Genomic DNA, 23,289 nt, shown 5'->3' on the forward strand with positions numbered 1-23,289 from the left:
TGTATATGACTGATGAAGTGGTGAATCCACAAGAGCTTGCTCGTAGCGTAGCTGTGGAAGCTTCAGAGCGCTTGGATGCTGTAGGTGACTTTGTGTCTTCTACGGAAATTGGTGACAATGTTACTGATTTCCGTTTTGTAAGCACATTAGTCGGCTATGAAGGCTGGCAGTGGTCTGTAACGTTGTATCACGATGAAGAAACTCAGCGTTGGACTGTAAATGAGTCAACGCTTGTTCCTACAGATGAATCGTTACTGCCACCTGCTTGGATTCCATGGAAAGATCGCTTAAAACCAAGTGATCTTTCTGTAACGGATTCTATTGGCACTGATGAGCACGATGCGCGTCTTGAAGATGGGTTCCGACCAGTTCATCATCATGCTGGTGATGAATCAAAAGTTGCGTGTGATGCTACTCAGTCGGCTGAGAATAGTGAAGGTGCAGCTGACACCATGAGTGCTACTAGTACAGTCGATACGACTGAACAGCAGCAAGAGCAGCAACAAGATCAAAGTCAGCAACTTTCTGATTCATCTCAAGATGAGTATCCTGTAAACGATGATCTTGAGGAAGCTGTATCTACATTGCGATTGTCGCGTAGACGTGTCATGACCGCTGAAGCGCTTTCACAAACAGCAAAACGTTGGTACGCGGGACAGCATGGACCAAAATCACTGTCTACAAAGATTGCTGATGGCAAAGCATGCTCCACTTGCGGATTCTTGATTCCATTAGCAGGAAGCTTAGGCTCCATGTTTGGCGTATGTGCCAACATGTGGAGTCCTGATGATGGGCGAGTGGTTTCGCTTGATCACGCGTGTGGAGAGCATTCAGATATTGAACCTCCTCAGCCATCGCAACTGTGGGTACAATCTGCTCCGGCCTACGATGACTATCATATTGATATTTTGCAACAGGCTCCTCGTGAAGAACGAGCTGATGTTGAGCTTATTGAAGAAGTAATTGAAGATAGTAAGAAGCATCGCCGTAAGCGTCGCAAACTCAGCAATACTCAAGAAGTTAGCGATGCTGATTCATCGTTGCAAAGTAAAGAAACAAACGATTCGCAATCTCAAACTCAAGAGCAGCTAGATCAAGTAGTAGCGGCAGCTCATGTTGAAGACGAACAGCTCACGCAACCTGTAGCTGAGGCAGAGCATGTTGAACAGGTTGATGCTAGTGAACATGTAGACCATGTACAAGCTTTTGCTGAAGTGAAGAACGAAGATAACACAGTAGAGTTGAGTGTACAAGATAATACCATACAAAAAGATGAAGGCACTGTTGAGAATGTAGAAAATGTTGAGAAAGTTACAGAAACAGTAGCATCTCAAACAAAAAAATATGCTCAACGTGCAACTTCTACGGCAATGCGTTTATATAAGAGAAAGTCACGTAGACAACATAAATAAATAATCAACAAAGAATACTTATAGTTCTCGCAATATTAATTATGTTATGCAGAACAATACATGTATGAAGTATTCGTAAGCAACGTAAGATTCCGCGTCATGGCAACTCGCTACCATGGAATGAAAGAAAAGAACGGAAGGCAGTTATGTTTGAACGGTTCACTGATCGCGCGCGACGCGTGATTGTGCTAGCTCAGGAAGAGGCTCGCTCACTTCAGCATAATTATATTGGTACTGAGCATATTCTGCTTGGTCTGATTCGTGAAGGTGAGGGTATTGCCGCCAAAGCGCTGAGCGCAAAAGGCGTAGACTTAGATGGTACTCGCAAACAAGTTGAAGAAATGATTGGTAAGGGCACAGTTTCCCCGAGTGGTCATATTCCTTTTACGCCTCATGCTAAGCAAGTGCTGGAGTTAAGTTTGCGTGAAGCTCTTCAGCTTGGTCACAGTTATATTGGTACTGAGCATATTCTGCTTGGTCTGATTCGTGAAGGTGAGGGCATTGGTACGCAAGTGCTTATCAAGATGGAAGTTGATCTTGGTGATTTGCGTAGCACAACTGTTGATCTCATTCGTGGAGATAATGCTCCAAGCAGCGATAGTGAAAAAGGTGAGTTAGCTAACGCGGGTAGTGTACAAGATAAGCGTACTCAGTCTGGCTCTGCTTTACTTGATCAATTTGGTCGCAATCTTACCCTTGAAGCTCAAGAAGGAAAGCTTGACCCTGTTATAGGTCGCTCCGAAGAAATTGAACGCGTTATGGTTGTGCTTAGCCGACGTACGAAGAATAATCCTGTGCTTATTGGCGAGCCTGGAGTTGGTAAGACTGCAGTTGTAGAAGGTCTTGCACAGAAAATTGTTGAAGGTGATGTGCCAGAAACGTTGAAGGATAAGCAAGTGTATTCGCTTGATTTGGGTTCAATGATTGCTGGTTCACGTTATCGTGGTGATTTTGAGGAACGTTTGAAAAAAGTTCTGAAAGAAATCAAAACACGTGGCGATATTGTGCTGTTTATTGATGAGATTCATACGATTGTTGGTGCAGGTTCTGCTGATGGTGCGCTTGGTGCGTCCGACATGCTGAAGCCGATGCTTGCGCGAGGCGAGCTACAGACTATTGGTGCTACTACAACCGATGAGTATCGTAAGTATATTGAAAAAGACGCAGCTTTGGAGCGCAGATTCCAGCCGATTCAGGTTCCAGAACCTACTATTGCTGAAACGATTGAGATTCTTAAGGGCTTGCGTTCTCGCTACGAGAATCACCATCATGTAACTATTACGGATGGCGCTTTACAATCTTCTGCTGAGCTTTCTGACCGCTATATTCAAGACCGTCACCTTCCAGATAAGGCGATTGATCTTATTGATGAAGCTGGTGCGCGCTTGCGCATTAAGCGTTTGACTCAGCCTCCTGAGCTGAAGGAACTGAACCACAAGATCGCAAATCTTTCTAAAAAGAAGGATGAAGCAATCAAGCAGCAAGACTTCGAAGAAGCTGCTAACCTTCGTGACAATCAGGAAAAGCTGGAAACTGAGGTTGCTGAGAAAGAAAAAGCTTGGCGCGAAGGTGAGTCTAACGTCAAAATGGTTGTTGACGAAGACATGATTGCTTCAGTTGTTTCAAGCACTACGGGTATTCCTGTGGTAAAGCTTACGCAAGCTGAATCTCAGAAGCTGCTTCAAATGGAAGCTGAACTTCATAAGCGCATTGTTGGTCAGGATGAAGCCGTATCCGCTTTGGCACGCTCAATTCGCCGTGCACGCGTTGGCTTGAAGGATCCTAAACGTCCATCTGGTTCGTTTATTTTTGCAGGCCCAACTGGTGTTGGTAAAACAGAGCTTGCTAAAGCATTGGCAAACTTCTTGTTTGATGACGACAACGCTTTGATTCGCGTTGATATGTCTGAGTTTGCTGAAAAGTACGCTGCTTCCAGACTTTTCGGCGCTCCTCCTGGATATGTTGGTTATGAAGAAGGCGGAGAACTGACTGAAAAGGTTCGTAGAAAGCCGTTCTCTGTAGTACTTTTCGATGAGATTGAGAAAGCTCATCCAGACATTTTTAACACCCTGCTGCAAGTGTTGGATGATGGTCATTTAACCGATGGCCAAGGTCGAAAAGTGGACTTCAAGAATACGATTATTATTCTTACCACTAACCTTGGTACGCGAGATATTGCAAAGGCTGCCAATACTGGCTTTACGCTTGGTAATAATTCAGATTCTACGTATCAGCGTATGAAAGATCAGGTTAATTCTGAGCTGAAACGTCAATTCCGCCCAGAGTTCTTGAATCGTTTGGACGATACGATTGTGTTCCGTCAACTTACTGAACCGGAAGTTCGTCAGATTGTTGACATGGATGTAAGACTGTTGAACGACAGGCTCTTTGATCGTCACATGTCGCTGGAACTTACGGATGCTGCTAAGAATCTGCTTGCTCAGAAGGGCTTCGATCCATTGCTGGGTGCGCGACCATTGCGTCGAGTAATTCAGCGTGATATTGAAGATACTATTTCCGAGAAGATTCTGCTTGGTGAGCTTGTTGATGGCGAACGCATTAAGGTGGATGCCGAAGGTGAAGGCTTGCTGGGAGAGTTCACTTTTAAGAGTGAAAAGTTTGAGACAATAGACACAACTGCTGTTGTTGCTACTGAAAATAGTAAATCTGAGGAAAACAAATCTGAAGATAGCGCAGCTAAAGAAGATAGCGACAAAAGTAAGTAAAGTTACTTAAATAACTAAACCTAAATACACTAAAGCCCGGCGAGTAAATCTCGTCGGGCTTTTGTTTGAATAAATTTTATAAAGACGTATAAATTACTTAGCAGCTGTGTCAGAAGCCATGCACATTACATTGGCAGCTGATCCAGTTGCGCTCTTATGTGAAACCTGCTTACCGTCGACAGTAATTGAGCATTCAACTTTATAATTGTCTGGCGTTGGATTATTAACATCAAGCTTTGGAGTAGCCATAATCATCCAATCCTTTTGAGCATCCTTACCAGTCAAAACTTTTTCCCAAACACCATTGTCAGAACTTTCATTGCTGCTTGAGCCAGCAACCGTTAAGTTGATATCTGTAGGAGCAGTTCCTTTAACTTCAAGCTTCATTTCTTTGGCGTTATCATTAGCAATACCTTTTGCCATGTTATCCATCTTTTTACTTGCTTTATTCATAGACTCTGTGGCTTTATCCAAAGAGGCGCTGAAACTAGCTTGCATTGCCAAAGTAATCACTATAGAAAGAATGCCAAGAATAAGTCCTGCAATCACCATTCCGCGACCGCGTTTCTTTCCCTTTTTACCTGTTGCACGGAACGAGCAGCCGTGGGATGAGTTTGGTTTTAGAAGAATACGCGTAAAAAATTATTACGTCTACTTTTGTGTTGACGAGAATAGAAAAGAAGTTCAAATGCTTGCAGTTATTTACGTAAGAAGGGATCAATCTAAGCAACTGGAACAATTCTAATATCACAATGTGCCAATTAGTACAAAACTCTTGATTTCTGAACAACTTTTAGTACAATAGTACACGAAGGGAGTTAGGGGGAGTATGAATCCACATTATAATCAAAATTACACTAGAAAGCAGATTGAAGATGTTCTTTCGATGATAAAAGAATGTATTAATGCTGGTCGTTTTAATATCGCAATGAATGAAAATCGTCAGGAGAATATAGATTTCATCAACGAATACAACATTTATCCAAGTAAGCGAAAAGAAATCTTAATGCAAATTTCAGTTGATGATTTTTGTCATAGTCTACAAAATATGAAGATAGGATATGAGCGCGAAGTTCTTTATGTTTTTGTTCCCAGAATAACATTGGCTAATGCGTTGGGAAAACAAGAGTTGGTAGACATATATACGAAGTTTAACGTGATTAAAGGTAAGAATGGAAGAAGAACAATTGTGATCTCTTTTCATAAGCTTAATAAGCCTATTAGCTATTTATTTAGATAGAGAGTTTTAAAGGAGAAATTATTATGAGTGTAAGAGTTGTATTTTGTGAAGAATGTAGAGATGAAGTTCCATATACTGTTGAAGAAAAGGAGGTGACTGGAACTATTCGTGGTGTTCAGTATCACTATATTGGACGTGAAGCAAAGTGCGTTAATTGTGGAGCATATGTAGATGTTGAAGAAATTAGTGGATCTAATTTGAAAGCGCTTTATGATGTTTATCGAAAAGAGAATGGAATTGTTTCTCTTGAAAAGATTCGAGCAATTCCTGAACGTTATGATATTGGTAAGCGTCCACTGTCAATACTTTTGGGATGGGGAGAACACACGTTTACTCGTTATGCAGATGGTGATATACCGACTCGGCAATATTCTGAAACTTTGAATCGACTATTTGATGATCCTGCTTATTATCTGAGTATTTTGGAGGAAAATAAGGGTCGATTGATTTCTCAGCAGACTTACGAGAAAAGTTATAAAGCTGTTACAGCTTTGATTGGCAATAATGGCATGCTTGATGGCAAAATAAGTGAAGTTGTTGCATATCTTTTAAATCAGTGTGAGGATATCACGCCATTAGCGTTGCAGAAGAGTCTTTATTATATACAGGGATTCTTCTATGCATTTTTCAAAAAGTACATTTTTGTTGAGGATTGTGAAGCTTGGGCGCATGGGCCTGTTTACAGGGATATTTATGCGAAGTATTCGGATTATCATTTTGATCCGATTTCAAAGGTTGAATCATTTGATTCTTCTATATTTACTGCTCAGGAGAAGGCTGTTTTAGATAGTGTGATTCGAAATATTTGTTGTTACAGTGGAAAGATTTTGGAAAACTTCACTCACAATGAGTCTCCATGGATTAATACTAGGGGGGATCTTCCAGATGGTGCTTCTTCAAATAAGATTATTGATAAACAGATGATTGGGGATTATTTTATGAAAATCAAAGAGCAGTATGGTATGAATTCTCCTAGAGATATCCAGTTGTATACAAAAGATGTGTTTGCCAGTCTGTAAGGATTTGTTGAAATATTAAATAATGATTCGCGTGAGGAATAGTTGTGAATAAGTTTGAATTGTTTTCTATGATTTATTACGCGTTAAATCATTATTGGAAAGAAAATAAAAGTGAAGAATTGACTTCATTTTTAAGTGATATGAATCCTTTTTTATTTGATGATATTGGCTCTGCTGTTCCTTCTGTGTATGCAAAGTATAGTTTGCTAGTGAAGGAAGAGATTAGCATTGATAATAGTTTTAGCATTGCTTGTAAGTATGTTAAAAGTTTAGGTTTGCAGTCTGTAACGGATGCATTTGCTTGCGTTGGTGAGGATGATTGGAAAGCGCGGTGCGTAAAATACATGTCATCAAGTCATAAAGGCAAAATATTTAGTGCGTGGTGATAGGTTGCGTTTTCGTTCTGACATTTGTTTGTGTTCATAAAGGTGAGTGTAAGACTAAATAATCTTGTTAAAAAATTTGTGCTAGTTTGAATGATTTAATAAAATACTCTCATTGGTGTAGCATATGTAAATAACAGTACCCGACGCGCCTCTTAACAATGCGGACCAAGTCGGGTCTTTTGATTTTTGGCCTATAACCCGAAAATGAACATTACAAGGAATTTTCTAGTAAGTTATCAAAGATAATTGATAAATATCCATTAGTGGATTTGAAGCATTTGGGATTTGTTAATAATTGGCAAACTTTTTAACGATAGCTTTTCCTATCGTTAAAAAGTGCACCCACTATCAATGGTGTTCACTCAAAAAAGTGTAGCTATACTTGGAGTTCTCTCAATCCACGTCGAGAGTGTGGCGTTGGTGTCAAAGGCTGATTAGCTGGGTGCAAGTTTGCCCTTGTGCAGCAAGGCTTAGCGAGGGCTATCGTTAAAAGGTTTAATGCTAAGCGGCTTTAAGCTGGGTTCTCGCGGTTTTTGAGCGTGATTTTGCTGTATGTGGGAACATGTCGACGCTCTGGAGTCGAGTGCACAGGATGTTAACGTACTTCGCTTGCGTTGAAAGCACACTGTGCTTTCAACTTTGAGCAAGCTCAGCGAATCGAAGTGCATTCGCGCGCATTATGCAGCTCGAAATCGTCGACTCGCACGCAGGTTAGCTGCGCTCACGTCTTCGCCAGGCAGAAGCAGTGCTTCTGCCTTGAGTGGCTCAGCGCTCCGAATTACCTTTTCGCGCTACGCTCTAAGCGAAAAGGCAGGTCGTCGCGCACGGCTATTAGTAGCCGTTCGGCTGATTTGGCATGTAAAGTCCACTGGACTTTACATTTGAGCCAAATCACGCTTTGAAGGAGCTTGAAATGCGTTATGCAATTTCAAGCTCTGTCAAAGCGCCCATTCAAGTCGATTAGCCACTTTGCACCCACCTTGTGAAGTGGGAAATTGAAGTCATAAAACAAAAATAAGGTAAGATTTCACATATAAGGTGTGGTCGTACCTTATTTTTTGGTCTATAACCCGATAATTGAGAAAAATGAGCAATCGTAATAGAGGATAGTATGCATATTTTCATGTGAATTTCATCTTCAAAATCATACATAATTCGCGATAATTACATGAATGCCAGGATGAAAGTTGGTGGAAATATCTGGTATATATGTGTTATAACATTCTCGTTACAGTGTATTAACAAGACATCATAAATGCTTTACAATTATGGTGAGAGTTGAGAATGCAACATTCGTCTATGATGTTGCGGATTTAGCTCTATAGGAGGTTTTTACCTGAAATAGAAGAGATGATTATTATGAAGAAGCTAACGCTAGAAGAATCTCGTTCGATTAGAGCTAGATGGATGTGTGTTGTCTGGGGTTTCATATGCTGGGGATGATTCTCTAGTTCTGCATGTGATTATATTACCAGATTTCATTACAACAGTAGATTAGGTTAGTTTCATTAAAGTATTCTAATTGTAGTCTATTTGCGTAATTTAGTATTTGAGAAAATTGATTTGATTGTATGATGCTTTTTAACATTTGTGATTAAATCTGTAGCGTGGAGGCTATGATAGCCTCCACGCCTTGAAACTTTGAGGAGCTCAATAGATGGTGGCTTATCCTTACAATATGCAAAATTTGACTTCAGATTGCGGTATTGCAGTTATCAAATCATTGCTAGAAAATTATCATAGATTTAATGAAAGAAGTTTTAAATCGGTTTTTTCTAGTTTAGATATTTAGCAAGGTTTATCTTTGTTTAATATTGAAGAGGTTTTGAAACAATGAAGATTTTTATAGACAAAGTCTTGGAGTTAAAAAAGACTGCGATGATTTTTATTGTTACTCATGATGCAATGTTCGATAAAATTGCTGATGAAATAATAGATTTGGATGTGATTAAGAAATGAAAAGCAAAAAATGGATATTTGCAGCTACCATAGTAATCCTAGGTTTTGTCAGTCTGCTGTATGTAGGGTATAAGACAAATAATGTTCGTTTTGGTATGGTTCGTGATGATTTGCCAACACTAGTTTCAGGAGATTATAAGAATAACGATAACTTATCGTTAAAGCCAGGAGTGTATGCTATTTATGCAAAGAGAGGCAAAGGAGAGATACGCTTTGCTGGAAAGCTGTACAAGCTTGATGATGCTCTTTTTGTGCGTGCTCAGAAACAGCCAGGAAATGTTAAAAATGCTGTTATCTACGAAGAGAGTCCTAAAATTTTTATTGGTGAAGATAGTAAGATTTCTGTAAAAGGAGATCGGAAATTTTTAGTTTCATTTGTTAAGAGGTAATCTTATGAAGATATCTCATTTGAAAAAATCATATGGGGGAAAAGTCGTTTTAGATGACATTTCTTTGGAAAGCAGTGCTGGGCAAATTATTGCGTTGGTAGGCAATAATGGTTCAGGAAAAACCACGTTAATGAAGTGCATTGCAAATTTGATAGTTGATTATCAAGGCAATATTGAATTGGACGGTTCACTTTCATTTGCTATTGAGAATCCATCTTTTTATGACGAATTTTCTGTACAGGATAATCTTAGAGTGTTTGCTGCTTTGATGGGGAGAAAAGACTTTAATTGTGATAAATTATTGCATCAGGTGAGTCTCGACGAAGCAAAAAATAAAAAGTTTAAACAATTGTCGCTAGGTATGAAGCAAAAATTAAATATTGCTAGAATATTGCTCTCAAATAGTGAAATTATTCTTCTTGATGAACCTTTCAATGGATTAGATGTTCTTACTATAAAGCAGTTAAAAGACACTATCTTGTCATTGCGCTCACAAGGTAAAAGCCTTGTAATTTCAAGTCATATATTAGATGAGTTAGGTGAAATTGCTGATATTGTATGGTATTTAAAAAAAGGGAAAATTCAAAAAATTGTTAATTTTAATGATAATCTAAGAATTTATAATGTGATTGTTGTAAATGGTGTGGATATTAGTGAATTGCTTTCTAACAGATATGAGGTTTTTTGTCGTAGCAAAGATAACAAAGAATCAACTTTTAGAATTAAATTGCCTAGAGAGGATATTGCCAAGGTTCTTAAATTGCTGATTGAGCATGGGGTACAAATCGTGGAATACAGTGATATTACGCATGATATTAAAGATTTTATGTTGGAGGAAGATGATAATGAAGTACTATATAAAATCAGAAATTATTAAGTTTAGTCATCAGAAGCTTTTCTTATTGTCTTTTGTTTTGTATTTGGCATGTGGCGTGTTTATAGTATTTCAAGCTAAAAGAGGTGCATTTTTATCACAATATAAATTCTTTTCAACGATAACTATACTATTTTTAAGCCTATATCAGATATTATCAATTGGTGAATGGCAAGAGAAGAAAATTATTCATCATTATCTAGAGTATATTCCTAATAGGATTAAATTATTGTGTTTTATATATGGTGAATACGTAAGCATTTATCTAGTCGTAAATTTGGTATTTTTGTCACTGAAATACTCGTCTCTAGGGATAGTTATGCATCAACTGCTCGTATATCCGATAATTTTCCTTTTGTATATTGCTATAAATATGAATCTGTTGATATATTTTGAAAAAGTTGGTGTTACAATGATTCTTTCCTTTATATTATTATGGATATTGCCGAATTTAATAAACATAATATTGTCTCAAACATCCGTGTATTCTTTTCAGATATTTTATTATTTATCACCAGACTCGTTCACCGCTCTTACGTCTGCAACTTGTATTATTGCTCTAATGTATATTGTTGTGTTTTTCCTATTGTCGTTATTACAATTTATGAAAAAGGAGTACTGAGTTATAAAAAGTGTAGTATCTCGTATACTTTCAGCTATTGTCATAATGTTATTCGTTGGTTTTATTGCATATCATTACTGGAGTATTTACTGCTACTTTCAAAAAGTTACTTGAAAAGCAGCTTTGGAAGCAAGCTGCTATGTATATTTTAAAGGCAGTTGATCCATCCGCATTTAGAGGTGGAGCTGTGGGCCTAGCTGCAAGTTTAGCAGCTTCTGCTATTTGGTGTGCGACTCCGTGGAGTAAGTGAGGAGGATATTATCATGTACAAGGTTCTTATGTTCGTGCTGAAGTTGGTTATGTTTACAGCTGTGAATTTTATGGTCCTTTACTTGTCGATGGTGGTATTCGGCCATGATTTTGGTGTGATGTTCAAAACGTATGGGAATGCGCTCGGTCCGTTTACGTTCATGCTTGCTTTGATGACAACGATGTCGTTGCCTAATGAAAGGACTATTTTTGAGGGTAAAAGCGGAAAAAGTGTGCCTAAAAACCCGAGTTATCGTTGAAATATCAATGAAAACTCTCTGTTGTTATGCTAAAAAAGCTTAACATTTAGTATTATTTGACATTTTTATAAACATGTACTTGCGCATACCATGCATATGCAGCTGTCTTAAACATACTGTATTCGCATAGCTAACATCATATACTTTAAACACTTAGACTCTAATGATTACTAGAGTTTAGAGCATATTCAACGACTGGTTGCAGTACTATGCTTTACAGTTACTCCAAACATCAAAAACTATATAACACATTCACTTACTGCAATAAAGCGATATTTCACTCAAGACACGCCGACTAATAGACACACTTTTTTGCCGCTTATCCGGGTATTATTGAGCGCATTCGTCGCGAAGAAGCCGCTGCTCTTGCCGGTAAGGAAGCGTGAATTAAGATCAAAGTTAATTCCATTGTGGACGAACGCACGATCGACGCACTGTATCGCGCTTCGCAAGCAGGCGTCAAGATCGACATTGTCGAATGCGGTATCCGTTCGTTAAAACCTGGTATTCCAAGCCTTCGCGAGAATATTCGCGTGCGTTCTATTCTTGGGCGTTTCCTTGAACACAGCCGCATCTATTCGTTTGCTAATTCCGCAGGTTCGCAGATTGGTGATGGTTCTGCCAGTGGTCCAGAAGTGTGGATCGGCTCGGCAGATCTCATGCACCGCAATCTCGACCGCCGTGTGGAGACCTTGATCCGCATCACCGCTCCAGACCAGATCGAAGCGTTGATTCAATACATTGACTTGCGTATGGCAGATTCGACGATCTCCTGGCATATGGATGGCGATGGCACGTATACGCTCCATTCGCGCGATGAGGAAGGTTGTCCGCTGGTCGACAGTCAGGAATATTTGATCCGCGCTCATCGACGCCATCCGCGCCGTGCATAAATAAAACAGTATTTTAAGGGTGGTTAAAACGTAGAATCGGCGATATTATTTATTGTCTAGAGATATCGCCGATTTTATGCAAATATCGTTGCTGAGAGAACGGTGTTTAGGTAAATTATTGGCGTTTCGTTTGTTGATAAATAAGTCGTGATCAACGATTTATTTTGTATTTCCTGTATGCAATATTTTGTCAGTGTTATTAACTTTCATTTCGGATTTCCTATCGTTTATGTTAGAATAATTTACTATTTGTATTGAATGTTTTACGTTTATGAGGGAAAGAGTATTGCATGTTTTTTCATAGAAGCGTACCATAAGAGCAAGGTGTTTTACTATTGTAAAGATGCATAGTATGCCTTCCTATAAAGAGAGAGATATTTTGAAAAATATAATAAGCACAACTGGGAATAAAACTCATAGAGTAGTAGTCTGGATTTTCGGGGTTATAGGTATAATTGCTGTAATTGCAGCCGTTACTGTAGGTGTCTTTCATTGGGTTTTATTGACAGAATATACAGTATCTGCTCATTCGGAGAAATTTGAAAATCTTCGGTTGCAGCATGCGGTTGTTGCAATCCCGCTGCATAACCCTCAGACATCTCTTATTCCCAATGGCAGCGCATTTATGTCAATTGTTTATGAAGATGGCAGTTTTAAGCTGCATAAGGTGAGCAATATAGAAGGCCAAACGCCAATTTGGAATACTGAGGCGCTTCACTATACAGATTCCCGTGATAGTTATTTCATACCAGTGAACGCTGGAAAATCTACGGTAAACTCTATAGAAAAGGTGCAACGTCAGAATTTTGCATTTTCTCTTGCTAATGGCGGTTTTGTTGATCTGTATGACGAAAGCATGATGAAGCATAGAGGTAAAACAACATATAAGATTCTTTCTACGACTTCTAAAGGTGAGGGTAAGCAGCAAACAATACAATTTTCAGAGAGTCTATTTATTAAAACTTGTTCTACCTGTGGCAATCAAGCGTATGCAATTGCTCAAACAGACAAGCATGAAGTTGTATTGTATCGCATGGTCAATGAAGCAAATGTTGGCCTAAATGAGGTATCGCGGCACCATGAAAAAGACATGGTGGGTGAGCAATTATATCAAGGAGAAAATGAATCTACAGGAGTAATTGATGCTGCTTATAGCCCACGATGCAACAATGGTGTGATTACTTTCTTATATTCGTATGGTCCATCGTCTGCTCGCACAAAGGATATGGCAGTAGAACACAGCGATTCTGCTGATGATGTTAAAACTATTCAGGAACATTTTCTTGTGCGATGGGATGTGAAAACTGGTAAAATAACAACAATTCCATTGAAGAACAGCAAAGGTCAAGTGTTGTATGGTCCGACCACGGTCTCTTATGAGATTGCTGGCTACATAAACGCACAGGCATACGATGAAAAGCTTATTCATATTGTTGATACCGAGAATGGACGAGTGTTTACTCTTGATACGCAAACAGGTGTTCTTCGCCGATTGTTAGATAAAGCTACGCGTCAAGAGTCGTCAGCGGGCGTCAACTATCGTTTGCTGGTAGGAAACCATGAAATAGTTCGTATACCATCGATTATCGATACCTCTGATTTGAAAGATTTTGTTATCGAACGATTTGATAGGAAGACTGGAAAATTATTGAAAAAAATAAAAGTTAATAAAGATTTTCTCTATTTGACAGCTCAGAAAAATACGAATTTATATCCGGGAATTCCAGCTGTGAATCCAAAATGGTTGCAATGATCGGCAATTGACGTATTGGGCTTGATGCTTGTGAATGATTTTGCAGTGTCAAGCCCGATTTATTCTGTCGTGCGTGTAGGGGAAACTAACGTAGGAATGATTTGAAATTCTTGTGTTCTTAGCTTCTTTGAACAGGGAATCTGCTTGCCGATTTTGTGTACGACAAGCGAAGTAAATAGTAAGAAGAATCGAAGGACCATGAAACATTCGTTTATGGCAATGTTGGCTGCAGAATTTATTGGCACTGCTATTCTTATGATTTTTGGAAACGGTGCTGTTACAAATGTTGAATTAAAAAATACTAAAGGGGTAATCGGCCAAAAAGTGTGTCTATTAGTCGGTGTGTCTTGAGTGGAATATCGCTTTATTGCAGTAAGTGAATATGCTATATAGTTTATAAATGTTTGAAGTGATAATAAAACGTATGCCTGCAATCCACTCGTTAAATATGCTCTAAACTCTCGTAATTATGAGTGTTAAAGAGTTTTATACATATGATGTTAATGAGAGAAATATAGTACGTCTAAAACGGTTGTATACGACTGAATACGCGAGTACATGTTTATAAAAATGTCAAGTAATACTAAATGTTAAGCTTTTTTGGATTAACGACAGCGAGTTTTCCTTGGTATTTCAACAAAAACTCGGGTTTTTAGGCACACTTTTTTGCCGCTTACCCGCGATTAACAAAGGTGCGTGTTACCATAGTAACTAACAAGACCAGTTCCGCTACCTGCTTCGGTGGGAGTCCAGGGCTGGTCCTTTTCGTCGGGAGAAGTTGTGACCAGCAAGCCGATTAAGCCCCATAAAAGTTATGAAGATCAAGTAAATCTATTACTCTCACGTGGCATGGAAATCCAAAATACCACACAAGCGAGTCACATACTTAAGACGCGTAACTACTATCGACTTTCTGGATACTGGTATTCGGCACGCATTATTGATGTTAATTCTGGCAAACCCACAGATAATTTCCAGCCTGGTACATCTTTGGATTTGTGTACTGAATTGTATGAGTTTGATGCTCGGCTTCGAAGTGCTGTGTTTACAACCCTTGCTCCTATAGAACTGGCTTTGCGTGCTCTTTTAGGTTACCACTTGGGGAAAGTGGATTCACTTGTGCATATGGACGTTAAGAAGCTTAATGCTGTGGCGCGTACGGTTGACAGAAAGAATCCGCATAAAACCCAACATGAAGTGTGGCTTGCTAAATATGCAGAAGCTGCGAGGAGCTCGCAAGAAGACTTTGTAGCACATCATCGCAATCAATATGGCGGGCAATTACCAGTGTGGGTTGCAGTTGAAATCATGGACTGGGGTATGCTATCTCACCTGTATAGGTTTAGCCCACACAAGGTTCGTAATGAAATTGCGAATTTGTGTGCTATGACGGCTCCGCAGTTAGAATCAACGCTGAAATCCTTGAATATACTGCGTAACCTTTCTGCTCACCATGCTCGACTCTTTAATCGTGGTTTTGATATCAAGCCAAAACCCATAGACCATGAGCTTATGAAGCCAGTAAACACTCTTACACACAGGTTATTTGGGCAGATAAGTATTATTCAATTCCTTCACATCCAATTAGGACTAGAAGGCGGTAATCTTTTAGCCAATACCCTTGAAACATTTCCTCACAATAAGATTATCCCTTTCGAACGAACGGGGGCACCTGATCATTGGCGGGATTTACCTCTTTGGGCTAACTAGCTTATACTGTTATATTTCAGTGTGCATGTCTGCTTTCTTTTAATCTAATTACACACTTGGTACACCTCAGTATATACTGAATTCAGATAGACTGTTGAAGCAAGGTTTTGTTTATGTCCGGAGAGAACGAGCTAAAAGCGCTAGAAATAAAGGGATTATCCTTTGGATATAATAGTGCTCACGAAGTGGTAAAAAATCTTTCGTTTTCTGTGGATTTTGGTGGAGTCACTGGTCTTATTGGGCCTAATGGATCTGGAAAATCCACTCTTATTCGATTGTCTGGTGATCTTATAAAACCAAGATTGGGAGAGATTACTGTCTGTGGGAATCTTAGTACAACTAAGGAAGCAAAGAAGGATTCAATTCTTCTTGCATCTAATGACTATTTACCTGAGTTTTTGACGGGTTTAGAATATTTGCGTTTCATCCATAATATGTATGGAATGCAATGTGACATGTTAGAGGTTCAAAGACTTTTTAGTAGATATCAGATGGATCATCGTTGGGATGACTTGATAGAGGATTATTCACATGGCATGCGGAAAAAGGTTCAGCTAATCGCTGCAATAATGGTTGCTCGCCCTCTAACTATGATTGATGAGACTCCTAATGGTATTGACATTGAAGCTCTTTATAACTTTGAAGTTGATATTCGCAATATGGTTTGTGAAAAGAATGGCGTTCTTCTTTGTACCCATAACTTCTCAATGCTGGAAAGAATTGCTGATCATATTGCACTAATGAGTCATGGTGAAATTTTGGTATATGAAGAGTGCAGAGCTTTAGTGTCAAAATATGGATCTATAGATGCATTTGTCAAAGCAAATATTTCACAATTGGGCGGTGAGGGTAGTGAATACTAATACTCTCAGGCTAGTTCGTTTTCTGTTTCTGTTCTTTGCTAGAAGGTTGTTTTTACACAAAGTTATGCAATCTAGTTGTGCAAAAATTCTTCTGTTTTTTACAGCTTTGGCAAGTTATGCTGGTTATTGTTTCCTAACATTTATTGTTGTACGTGGAATGGTTTTCAGCAGTAAAGCGGTATCTCTTGTGTGTCAAAGCATTTCGATGACTGTAGGACTGTGGGTTTTACTGTTTTTCATAATTATACGTGTTTTATTCATGAAGGCAGACAAGCTCATTGAATTAACGCATACTCTTCCTGTAACAAATAAGCAGAGAATTTTAGCTTACACAATATTTGAAGCTATAACAGTATTATCTTGTGTTTCGCTTGTATCTGGCCCTCTGACATTCTCGATGGCAATACGTGGAGGGTGTGAAACATTCCCAGAAATTTTTTTTGGAATTATTAGTCAAATAGTAATTCTTTATCTATTGTTGGACGTTATATATCTTGGATTTGATAGATTTCTACAGGTTTTTCACATAGAGAGATGGAGAAGCTTTCTGATACCTTGCTTCTTTGGATCCATACTATTCAGTGCTTATATGTATGTACAACGTGAATCCAATAGATTTCTTGATGCGTTCTATGAAGGCAGAACCTACTATGGGTTCTCTCGATTTTTTGTTCTGATATATGATAGGTTTGGTGTTTTAACAGCAGGGGTTGTTTTTCTTGTTTCTGCTGTGATTGTGCTTTTAGTCATTCTTATTGTGGCGCCTAATCAACATTCGCGCTGGAAATACTTCTTCAAAATTCCACTTGGAAATTCTCCTAGTCTTTTCATTATCCATCTGAAAGCTATAGTGCGTAGTGGTGAGTTTCTGTTAGCTACATTTTTTGTTATAACTTTATCTATTGTTGTACTTGGTATACATGGATATTATCCCCCATATTGGTTAGCTATTATATCTACTCAGGCTGTTTATGCTCTTCCAACGACAGAAGCTATACATAAGACTTATCGCCATAAGTTGAGTCCATGTCGGCTGTACTTATATCTATTTGCTCCATATGCTTTAGCTGAATCTGTAATAGGTGTTCCTGTATTAGCAATAAGTGCTATAAAAGGACTTAATCTTGCAGAAGTAGGAAAAACAATATTCATTTGTATGATTACACTTATAGCATCTATTGCTATTAGTATTTTCTTTCCTGCGGAAAAACATAATCCGTTTTCTGTCTTGGTTGGCATGATTACTGCACTATGCCTTGTAATTTTAATATCTTTTACGATATTTGTTTGGCAAATACCTGGGAACATCACAGTTTTATTATGGTTATCTATTGGTGCGGTGTGCATATTTCACTCAATAATGGGTATAAAATCAACACAAAGGAAGGAATATTATGAATATGTTTAAGAAAATTATTAGTGCAATAACCCTATCTTTCATTTTAACTGCAGTTCTAACAGCTGCAACAGTAATCATACTTATGTTTACAAAAGGTAGGGAAATGGGTCATCATCTGGGCCTTTTTGGTAGCGTGTTTTTTGATGCGCATGAAACAAGTTCAGGGTCTATTATGGTGGGATTTGGATTACAAAACCCATGGATATTAACCTTAATATTTCTAGTTCTATTTGTTTTTTTCTCTTGTATTTTTTACTATTTTATCTGCATTGCAAAAAAGAAAGAAAATGTTGGAGGCGCTATCAAAGAATAAAATCTAATGAAAATGTTTAGAATTTGGAGCCTATGTGTTCAGGTATTCTATGGCTTTTTGAAGTCGTATATGTTTATTCTGGCGGTAGGTGTGGTAGTTTAAGCAGGGGCGCTCCTTTACAAATCGCACTGAATCAAGATATCGTTTTGATGACACCTACTTACGTATAGTCTAGTTCCTGAGTTTAAGAAGTTGCTTGTTGAATATTACGAGGGTGAAGATTTGCAGGGATTGCTTCGTTTATGAGGGAATGTTGTTGTAGGCATTAAACACGCACGATGATATTGATTCTTCTGTTTCTTCGAATCTTGCTGTTTATGAAAGAGTATAGTTTGCTAGTAAACCAAGAAATTAGTGTCGATAGTCTAGACAAATTAATAAAAAAAAATAGGATATTTATTAAGATTATTAAAGTAATCAGAGTGAATGGTAGATTTTGTTTACTTAATAATCTGTTTTATAATCATTTGATACAAAGTGGTGTTAACGAGAAGGAGGCTAGTAGCGTTATGAGGAGTAAAACTATTTTTTGTAAAAACATTTTTCAAAGTTGTCTTGTTATGCTTCTGCTGTTAGGTTCTCTCTTTTCTCTTGCTGGGTGTGCTGATGATGAGGAGAAGGCGGAGCTTGCGTCGTATCATTGGGAAACAGTAGAGGTATCTCAGAAAGAATATCGCCTACCAGACAATTACATGAATAAAGGTGAACTGTATCTCTTTGTTTCACGAGACATTCTTGATTCTCATTATGATTTGTCTAAAGTCACTCTTGGAGATAAGCCCATCAAATTAGTTGACTCACAGTTTAATTTGCCTAGTTCAGGGTATAAAGCTCTATTTTTAGTTGGTAAATTTGATTTAAAAAACAAGCCAAGCTCTAATGTTCTTAAAGTACCAGGACTTAATAAAACAGGTAATGTTGCTGTAGGCTATAAGAAGAAATAGTAGTATTTTGCGCTAAATGCTTAGTGTAAATGTTGAAAGTGTATATATCAGTCGAGGAATCCTATTCATGTAAATTGTGTTGCAATATGCGATACAGTATTTTATGATGTGCGTATGGAGGTTGATTGATATGGCAGTTACTAAAACAGCGAATGTGAATGTGAGAATACAGGAAAATATTAAGCAGCAGGCGGAGAAGATCTTGGAAACTATTGGAATTCCTAGGGCTACTGCTATTGACATGTTTTATCGTCAAATCATTCTTAATAAGGGTATTCCGTTTTCGCTTACTATTCCGAAGTCGCTTCCGGCGCAAGATGATATGGATGAGAAAACGTTTAACGCGTTGATGGCTAAAGGTTATGATCAGGCGGTTCGTGGTGATAGTTATCCGATAGATGATGTTTTTGAAGAGCTTGAACGAGGTCTTTAATGGATGAGTATAAGGTAAAAGTTACTCGTCAGGCGAAAGAGCATCTTGCACTTATTCGAGAATATATTGCCACTGAGTTAAAAGAGCCGATAATAGCTAAAAGAATACTCGAGCTGTTGAAGTCGGAAATGATGTCTTTACAGACGATGCCTTATCGTGTGAAGTTAATTGGTGAGCAACCGTGGTGTGATCTTGGTTTTAGAAGAATACGCGTAAAAAATTATTACGTTTATTTTTGTGTTGATGAGAGTAGAAAAGAAGTTCAAATACTCGCGGTTATTTACGTGAGAAGAGATCAGGCTAAGCAACTGGAACAATTGTAATGTAAACGTGTTATCAAGATAATCTTAAATCTTTTAACGATAGCTTTTTCTATCGTTAAAAGGTGCACCCACTATCAATAGTGTGCACTCAAAAAAGTGTAGCTATACTTGGAGTTCTCTCAATCCACGTCGAGAGTGCTATCTTGTGACGTCAAAGGCTGATTAGCAGCTGTTGTTGCGCGCTTGGATCCTTGCGTTTGTCTATTCTGACATGCGCTTGATAACAAACGTATGTTTCTGTTGCTTTATTCCGTACGTTCGTTGTTGGGGATTGGCATGAATGAGAGCAGAACAATGAGGTGGATATCGGTCTTCGGCGCGTTGTGTTGTATGACTCGTTCGCCTTGGATTTTGTACGTTCTCTGTTAGTTTTGTATAAATTTCTTTTGAAACAGGTATTTTCACATAATTATGTGCGCGTTTGCCAAGAAAATGCCATGTTACGATTCGTAACGCTTGTGTTCTCGTTCGTTCCTTTTCTATTCATATGTTGCTCGTTAGCATGTAATTACGCAGTACGATTATTAATTGCATTACGAGCAAAACAAATAATCGTTAAGAACGAAAACTCATAGCCAATGAAAGGAGTTATACGATGTTGTTAGGAGAAAAAATCAGAAATGCGCGCGTGGAAGCGGGTTTAACTCAGGAAGAACTTGCTAAAATGATTATGGTTTCGCGTGCTGCGGTAGCGAAGTGGGAAGGTGGTCGCGGTCTGCCGGATGTTGCAAATTTGAAGGTGATTGCGGATGCGCTAGGTGTTACTGTCGACTATTTGTTGGATAAAAACAATGCTATTGATTTGTCAATCATTAAGAAGCCTATTGATTTAGCGAAGTATGGTCTTAATGCGAAATTGGGTGTTCGTAAGAAAATCAAAATGAAGGAACAAATTATTCGCGATGAATATGCAGACGCTGAAATTATTATGCTCACGGTGACGAAGTTTATTCCAAATTCGTCTGAAAAGTTTATGGATAATTTTATCGGGTGTATTACTACTTTGTTTGGTGATATTCCTTTGTTTGATACGTTTGCATTCGGTAAAGCGGTAGAGAGTATTGGCAGTGAACAGTATTACTTGGTGAATAAAAAAGAAAAGCAATTTTTTGTGCTGATAACGGATGAGTATATTATTAGCAGAATGATGCGAGTAAAGTTCACTGATAAGAAGATGTGTGTTGGGGATAAGGAATTTACGCAAGTTGGTAAGTTGCGTGATAAGTAAGAGCCGGGAACCGGTAGTTGGTTGTGAATTGGTCAGAAGAATGTGGTTTTCAGTTTTGATTTCCGCATTCTTCTGATTTTTAGTTTCCGGGTTTTGTACATGCTTTTAGTGTTTTTGCATGACAGTTGATTATAAGAAATGAAATTCGATTTTTGCGTTTTTAATATTACGTATAAGTGTAATTTTCTAATGCTAATGTTAATGCAGTGACATTGCAATGCCAATGTAATGTTGTATAATCATCGTAAGAAATAAGGGGTGATTGTATGGCGAAAACAGCTAACTTGTATACTCGTATTGATCCGGAGTTAAAAGAGCAGGCAGAGTATATATTGAATTCTTTAGGTCTTCCTCCTTCGAGTGCTATTACCATGTTTTATAAGCAGGTTGTTTTACAGCAAGGGCTTCCTTTTGATGTGAAATTGGGTTATAGAGAGCCGCGTGATGTGAGTTCTATGACTCAAGGTGAGTTGAATGATGAGTTGGAAAAGGGTTATAAGTCGGTTTTATCTGGTGATGCGAAGCCTGCGAGTAATGTTTTTGAATCTTTGCATCAAGCATAAGGTTCATGGCGTGTGATAATTTTCTTATTTTTTATTTTGTTTTTGAAGAAAAGTATGAAGTTGTGGTTTCTCGTGTGCTTTATGGGAAAAGAGATATTGAGAAAGTTATAAATGGCAATTAAACTTTTGGCAATATTTTCCTATCGTTAAAAAGTGCACCCACTTTGCACACACATCTGTTTATGTATGGAAATAAAATCTTGTTGATTATCGGATGATTTTTAGCTACAATCATTTCATAGTCTGCATATCTGCATTCTTGTCCATAATTTACATCCCGTCAGTTTTATTAAACTCAAAGATGATTTGTACTCCGAGATGAATAAATATTGGGCAGATGATTGTGAAAAACAGAGTGAAGATTGAGCATGAGAATCGTAACCGCAATTAGGTAAAGATTAAGTTGTAGAGGAGGCATAAATGAAGCATATTAAGCATTATACGTTTTTAACTATGGTAGTTTGTCTTATATCACTTATTTCAGGTTGTAAGAGTCAGAATAATTTTAGCGATAATAATAGAGAAGTAAAAACAGAAAATCAAAAGTCTGCAAGGAATGAAAAGCACTCAGAAAATAATGAAGATGTTGATTGGAAAGAGGTAAGTAAAAATGGTGTTGATGAAACTTTGCTCATAAAAAACATAGATGAAAAGGTTCTCACATATGTGGCTAAACAGTTACAAAATCTATGCGACGAGATTGGTGAAAAGGGGGTCAAAGATAAATACTATCGGCTGACAGGATGGTATAACGATGTAATATATTCTAAACAATACAAGAGTGTTGTGTCGTTGGGTAAAAAAGCAATGAAACCATTGTTCCTAATAATATATAAAAGCAAAGAGGCTGGAATGTATGAATGGGTTTGTAGTAAAGCGTTAGATGAAATATCTGGTTTTGATTTCTCGGGATTAAACAATGGTGCAGGATGGAGTAATTCTAGAGAATTTTTAAAGGCATTTACCGATAAAATTATTGAACAAAAAATTAGCAAACAAAAAAATTAGCAACTCTCTATTTGAGCTTAGGACAATTTTAGAAATTTTGTATAATCAAAGCACGATATTCCGTAATTGCATTTTCTAGGAGAAGATGATGAGTGAGACAAATGTAAGGCCAGTGCTTTTCAAGCATGCTTTTTGGGGTCATGTGATTACAGAAACTGCTGCTAGCATTTGCACACTTATTATTGCGCTGCTCGTACAGCAGTTCGTAGGACACCGCGTACTAGGTTGGGAAACTGTGGTCATACTCGTGCTGAGTGTTGTGGTGTTTTCGCTGCTAAGTACAGCGTATCTGCAGTGGGATAGGCATCGCAGACCAGATGACGGGTCTGGCGATTTGCTTATTGGAATCATCGATTTTGTGCTCAGGCTGCTGGTGACTTCTGGTATTGCTCTATTGCTTGTTTCCGATATCACGTTGCTAAGCATTATTATTGGCGCAGCGATTACTAGTGTGTTGCTGTTTGTTTTTGAAAAGCCTTGGCAGCCAGGTATGACGGATGCGCAATTACAGGAAGCTTCACAGAAAGCGGTTGATCTTGGCGTTCAAATGCTTGAAGAAGAGCACGTAAAGCGCGGTGCGTGAAATACATGTCATCAAGTGATAAAGGGCAAAATATTTAGTGCGTAAAGTAATTCTTTTGCTGCGTGTTTTTTACGTGTTTTTATGCTTAGCATTGCTCAATGCGTATAATTATGTGATAAAAAACACTAAAATACGTATAA

The 23,289-nt window shown here is 38.2% G+C and carries 22 protein-coding genes and 3 pseudogenes; 24 read left to right on the top strand and 1 reads right to left on the bottom strand.

Annotated elements, in window-relative coordinates:
* Window positions 1-5 precede the first annotated feature (5 nt).
* Window positions 6-1,412 carry a DUF3027 domain-containing protein gene (locus tag HXT28_RS02550; protein ID WP_016637327.1) on the top strand — a complete coding sequence of 469 codons (1,407 nt, stop codon included), beginning with the start codon at window positions 6-8 and terminating at the stop codon, window positions 1,410-1,412.
* Between the two features lie 146 nt (window positions 1,413-1,558).
* Window positions 1,559-4,138: an ATP-dependent Clp protease ATP-binding subunit gene (locus tag HXT28_RS02555; RefSeq protein WP_422113614.1), complete on the top strand. Its 2,580-nt coding sequence runs from the start codon at window positions 1,559-1,561 to the stop codon at window positions 4,136-4,138.
* A 93-nt stretch (window positions 4,139-4,231) separates the two neighbouring features.
* Here the strand turns inward: HXT28_RS02555 and HXT28_RS02560 are convergent, their stop codons facing one another.
* Window positions 4,232-4,690, bottom strand: a complete 459-nt coding sequence (locus HXT28_RS02560) for a hypothetical protein (RefSeq protein ID WP_422113615.1) — start codon at window positions 4,688-4,690, stop codon at window positions 4,232-4,234.
* Between the two features lie 277 nt (window positions 4,691-4,967).
* Here HXT28_RS02560 and HXT28_RS02565 point away from each other — a divergent pair, with 277 nt between their 5' ends.
* The 22 genes and pseudogenes from HXT28_RS02565 to HXT28_RS02670 all read left to right on the top strand — a co-directional run.
* Window positions 4,968-5,378 carry a hypothetical protein gene (locus HXT28_RS02565; RefSeq protein WP_422113616.1) on the top strand — a complete coding sequence of 137 codons (411 nt, stop codon included), beginning with the start codon at window positions 4,968-4,970 and terminating at the stop codon, window positions 5,376-5,378.
* A gap of 23 nt (window positions 5,379-5,401) precedes the next feature.
* Window positions 5,402-6,397 (top strand): type II toxin-antitoxin system antitoxin SocA domain-containing protein, encoded by a 996-nt coding sequence (locus tag HXT28_RS02570; RefSeq protein ID WP_422113617.1) that lies wholly within the window; start codon window positions 5,402-5,404, stop codon window positions 6,395-6,397.
* Between the two features lie 44 nt (window positions 6,398-6,441).
* Window positions 6,442-6,783, top strand: a complete 342-nt coding sequence (locus HXT28_RS02575) for a hypothetical protein (RefSeq protein ID WP_422113618.1) — start codon at window positions 6,442-6,444, stop codon at window positions 6,781-6,783.
* A gap of 1,955 nt (window positions 6,784-8,738) precedes the next feature.
* Entirely contained in the window at window positions 8,739-9,131 is a 393-nt protein-coding gene (locus tag HXT28_RS02580) for a hypothetical protein (RefSeq protein ID WP_422113619.1), read from the top strand.
* A 4-nt stretch (window positions 9,132-9,135) separates the two neighbouring features.
* On the top strand, window positions 9,136-10,008 hold the full coding sequence (locus tag HXT28_RS02585) for an ABC transporter ATP-binding protein (RefSeq protein ID WP_020760725.1): 873 nt from the start codon (window positions 9,136-9,138) through the stop codon (window positions 10,006-10,008).
* Window positions 9,977-10,627 (top strand): hypothetical protein, encoded by a 651-nt coding sequence (locus tag HXT28_RS02590; RefSeq protein ID WP_422113620.1) that lies wholly within the window; start codon window positions 9,977-9,979, stop codon window positions 10,625-10,627. Before HXT28_RS02585 ends, HXT28_RS02590 begins: the two co-directional genes overlap by 32 nt.
* 55 nt (window positions 10,628-10,682) lie before the next feature.
* Entirely contained in the window at window positions 10,683-10,877 is a 195-nt protein-coding gene (locus tag HXT28_RS02595; protein ID WP_422113621.1) for a hypothetical protein, read from the top strand.
* Between the two features lie 13 nt (window positions 10,878-10,890).
* Complete coding sequence (locus HXT28_RS02600; RefSeq protein WP_422113622.1) at window positions 10,891-11,136, top strand: hypothetical protein; 246 nt, start codon at window positions 10,891-10,893, stop codon at window positions 11,134-11,136.
* A gap of 326 nt (window positions 11,137-11,462) precedes the next feature.
* Window positions 11,463-12,029 (top strand): annotated as a pseudogene (locus HXT28_RS02605) (RNA degradosome polyphosphate kinase); the annotation flags it as partial.
* Window positions 12,030-12,381: 352 nt separating this feature from the next.
* Window positions 12,382-13,782 carry a hypothetical protein gene (locus tag HXT28_RS02610; protein WP_422113623.1) on the top strand — a complete coding sequence of 467 codons (1,401 nt, stop codon included), beginning with the start codon at window positions 12,382-12,384 and terminating at the stop codon, window positions 13,780-13,782.
* Between the two features lie 198 nt (window positions 13,783-13,980).
* A pseudogene (locus HXT28_RS02615) lies at window positions 13,981-14,091 on the top strand (aquaporin family protein); the annotation flags it as partial.
* 540 nt (window positions 14,092-14,631) lie between these two features.
* The gene (locus HXT28_RS02620) at window positions 14,632-15,492 is read left to right on the top strand and encodes an Abi family protein (protein ID WP_422113624.1); all 861 of its coding nucleotides are present in this window, start codon (window positions 14,632-14,634) and stop codon (window positions 15,490-15,492) included.
* Between the two features lie 113 nt (window positions 15,493-15,605).
* Complete coding sequence (locus HXT28_RS02625; RefSeq protein WP_422113625.1) at window positions 15,606-16,355, top strand: ATP-binding cassette domain-containing protein; 750 nt, start codon at window positions 15,606-15,608, stop codon at window positions 16,353-16,355.
* Window positions 16,345-17,763 carry a hypothetical protein gene (locus HXT28_RS02630; protein ID WP_422113626.1) on the top strand — a complete coding sequence of 473 codons (1,419 nt, stop codon included), beginning with the start codon at window positions 16,345-16,347 and terminating at the stop codon, window positions 17,761-17,763. Before HXT28_RS02625 ends, HXT28_RS02630 begins: the two co-directional genes overlap by 11 nt.
* Window positions 17,750-18,067 (top strand): hypothetical protein, encoded by a 318-nt coding sequence (locus HXT28_RS02635; RefSeq protein ID WP_422113627.1) that lies wholly within the window; start codon window positions 17,750-17,752, stop codon window positions 18,065-18,067. The genes HXT28_RS02630 and HXT28_RS02635 overlap by 14 nt, the downstream gene beginning before the upstream one ends.
* A 509-nt stretch (window positions 18,068-18,576) precedes the next feature.
* A complete protein-coding gene (locus tag HXT28_RS02640; RefSeq protein WP_422113628.1) occupies window positions 18,577-19,011 on the top strand; it encodes a hypothetical protein in 435 nt (144 codons plus the stop codon).
* A 130-nt stretch (window positions 19,012-19,141) separates the two neighbouring features.
* Window positions 19,142-19,444 (top strand): type II toxin-antitoxin system RelB/DinJ family antitoxin, encoded by a 303-nt coding sequence (locus HXT28_RS02645; protein WP_415706268.1) that lies wholly within the window; start codon window positions 19,142-19,144, stop codon window positions 19,442-19,444.
* Window positions 19,444-19,767, top strand: coding sequence for a type II toxin-antitoxin system RelE/ParE family toxin (locus HXT28_RS02650; protein WP_415693022.1), 324 nt, complete (start codon window positions 19,444-19,446; stop codon window positions 19,765-19,767). The genes HXT28_RS02645 and HXT28_RS02650 overlap by 1 nt, the downstream gene beginning before the upstream one ends.
* 595 nt (window positions 19,768-20,362) lie before the next feature.
* Window positions 20,363-20,995 (top strand): helix-turn-helix domain-containing protein, encoded by a 633-nt coding sequence (locus HXT28_RS02655; RefSeq protein WP_422113629.1) that lies wholly within the window; start codon window positions 20,363-20,365, stop codon window positions 20,993-20,995.
* A gap of 266 nt (window positions 20,996-21,261) precedes the next feature.
* The gene (locus HXT28_RS02660; RefSeq protein ID WP_064347427.1) at window positions 21,262-21,558 is read left to right on the top strand and encodes a type II toxin-antitoxin system RelB/DinJ family antitoxin; all 297 of its coding nucleotides are present in this window, start codon (window positions 21,262-21,264) and stop codon (window positions 21,556-21,558) included.
* A 420-nt stretch (window positions 21,559-21,978) separates the two neighbouring features.
* Window positions 21,979-22,566, top strand: a complete 588-nt coding sequence (locus tag HXT28_RS02665) for a hypothetical protein (protein WP_064347426.1) — start codon at window positions 21,979-21,981, stop codon at window positions 22,564-22,566.
* An 88-nt stretch (window positions 22,567-22,654) separates the two neighbouring features.
* Window positions 22,655-23,140, top strand: a pseudogene (locus HXT28_RS02670) (hypothetical protein); the annotation flags it as partial.
* Window positions 23,141-23,289: the final 149 nt, after the last annotated feature.

It is taken from the genome of Gardnerella washingtoni (genome assembly GCF_049262705.1).
Taxonomy (GTDB): domain Bacteria; phylum Actinomycetota; class Actinomycetes; order Actinomycetales; family Bifidobacteriaceae; genus Bifidobacterium; species Bifidobacterium vaginale_D.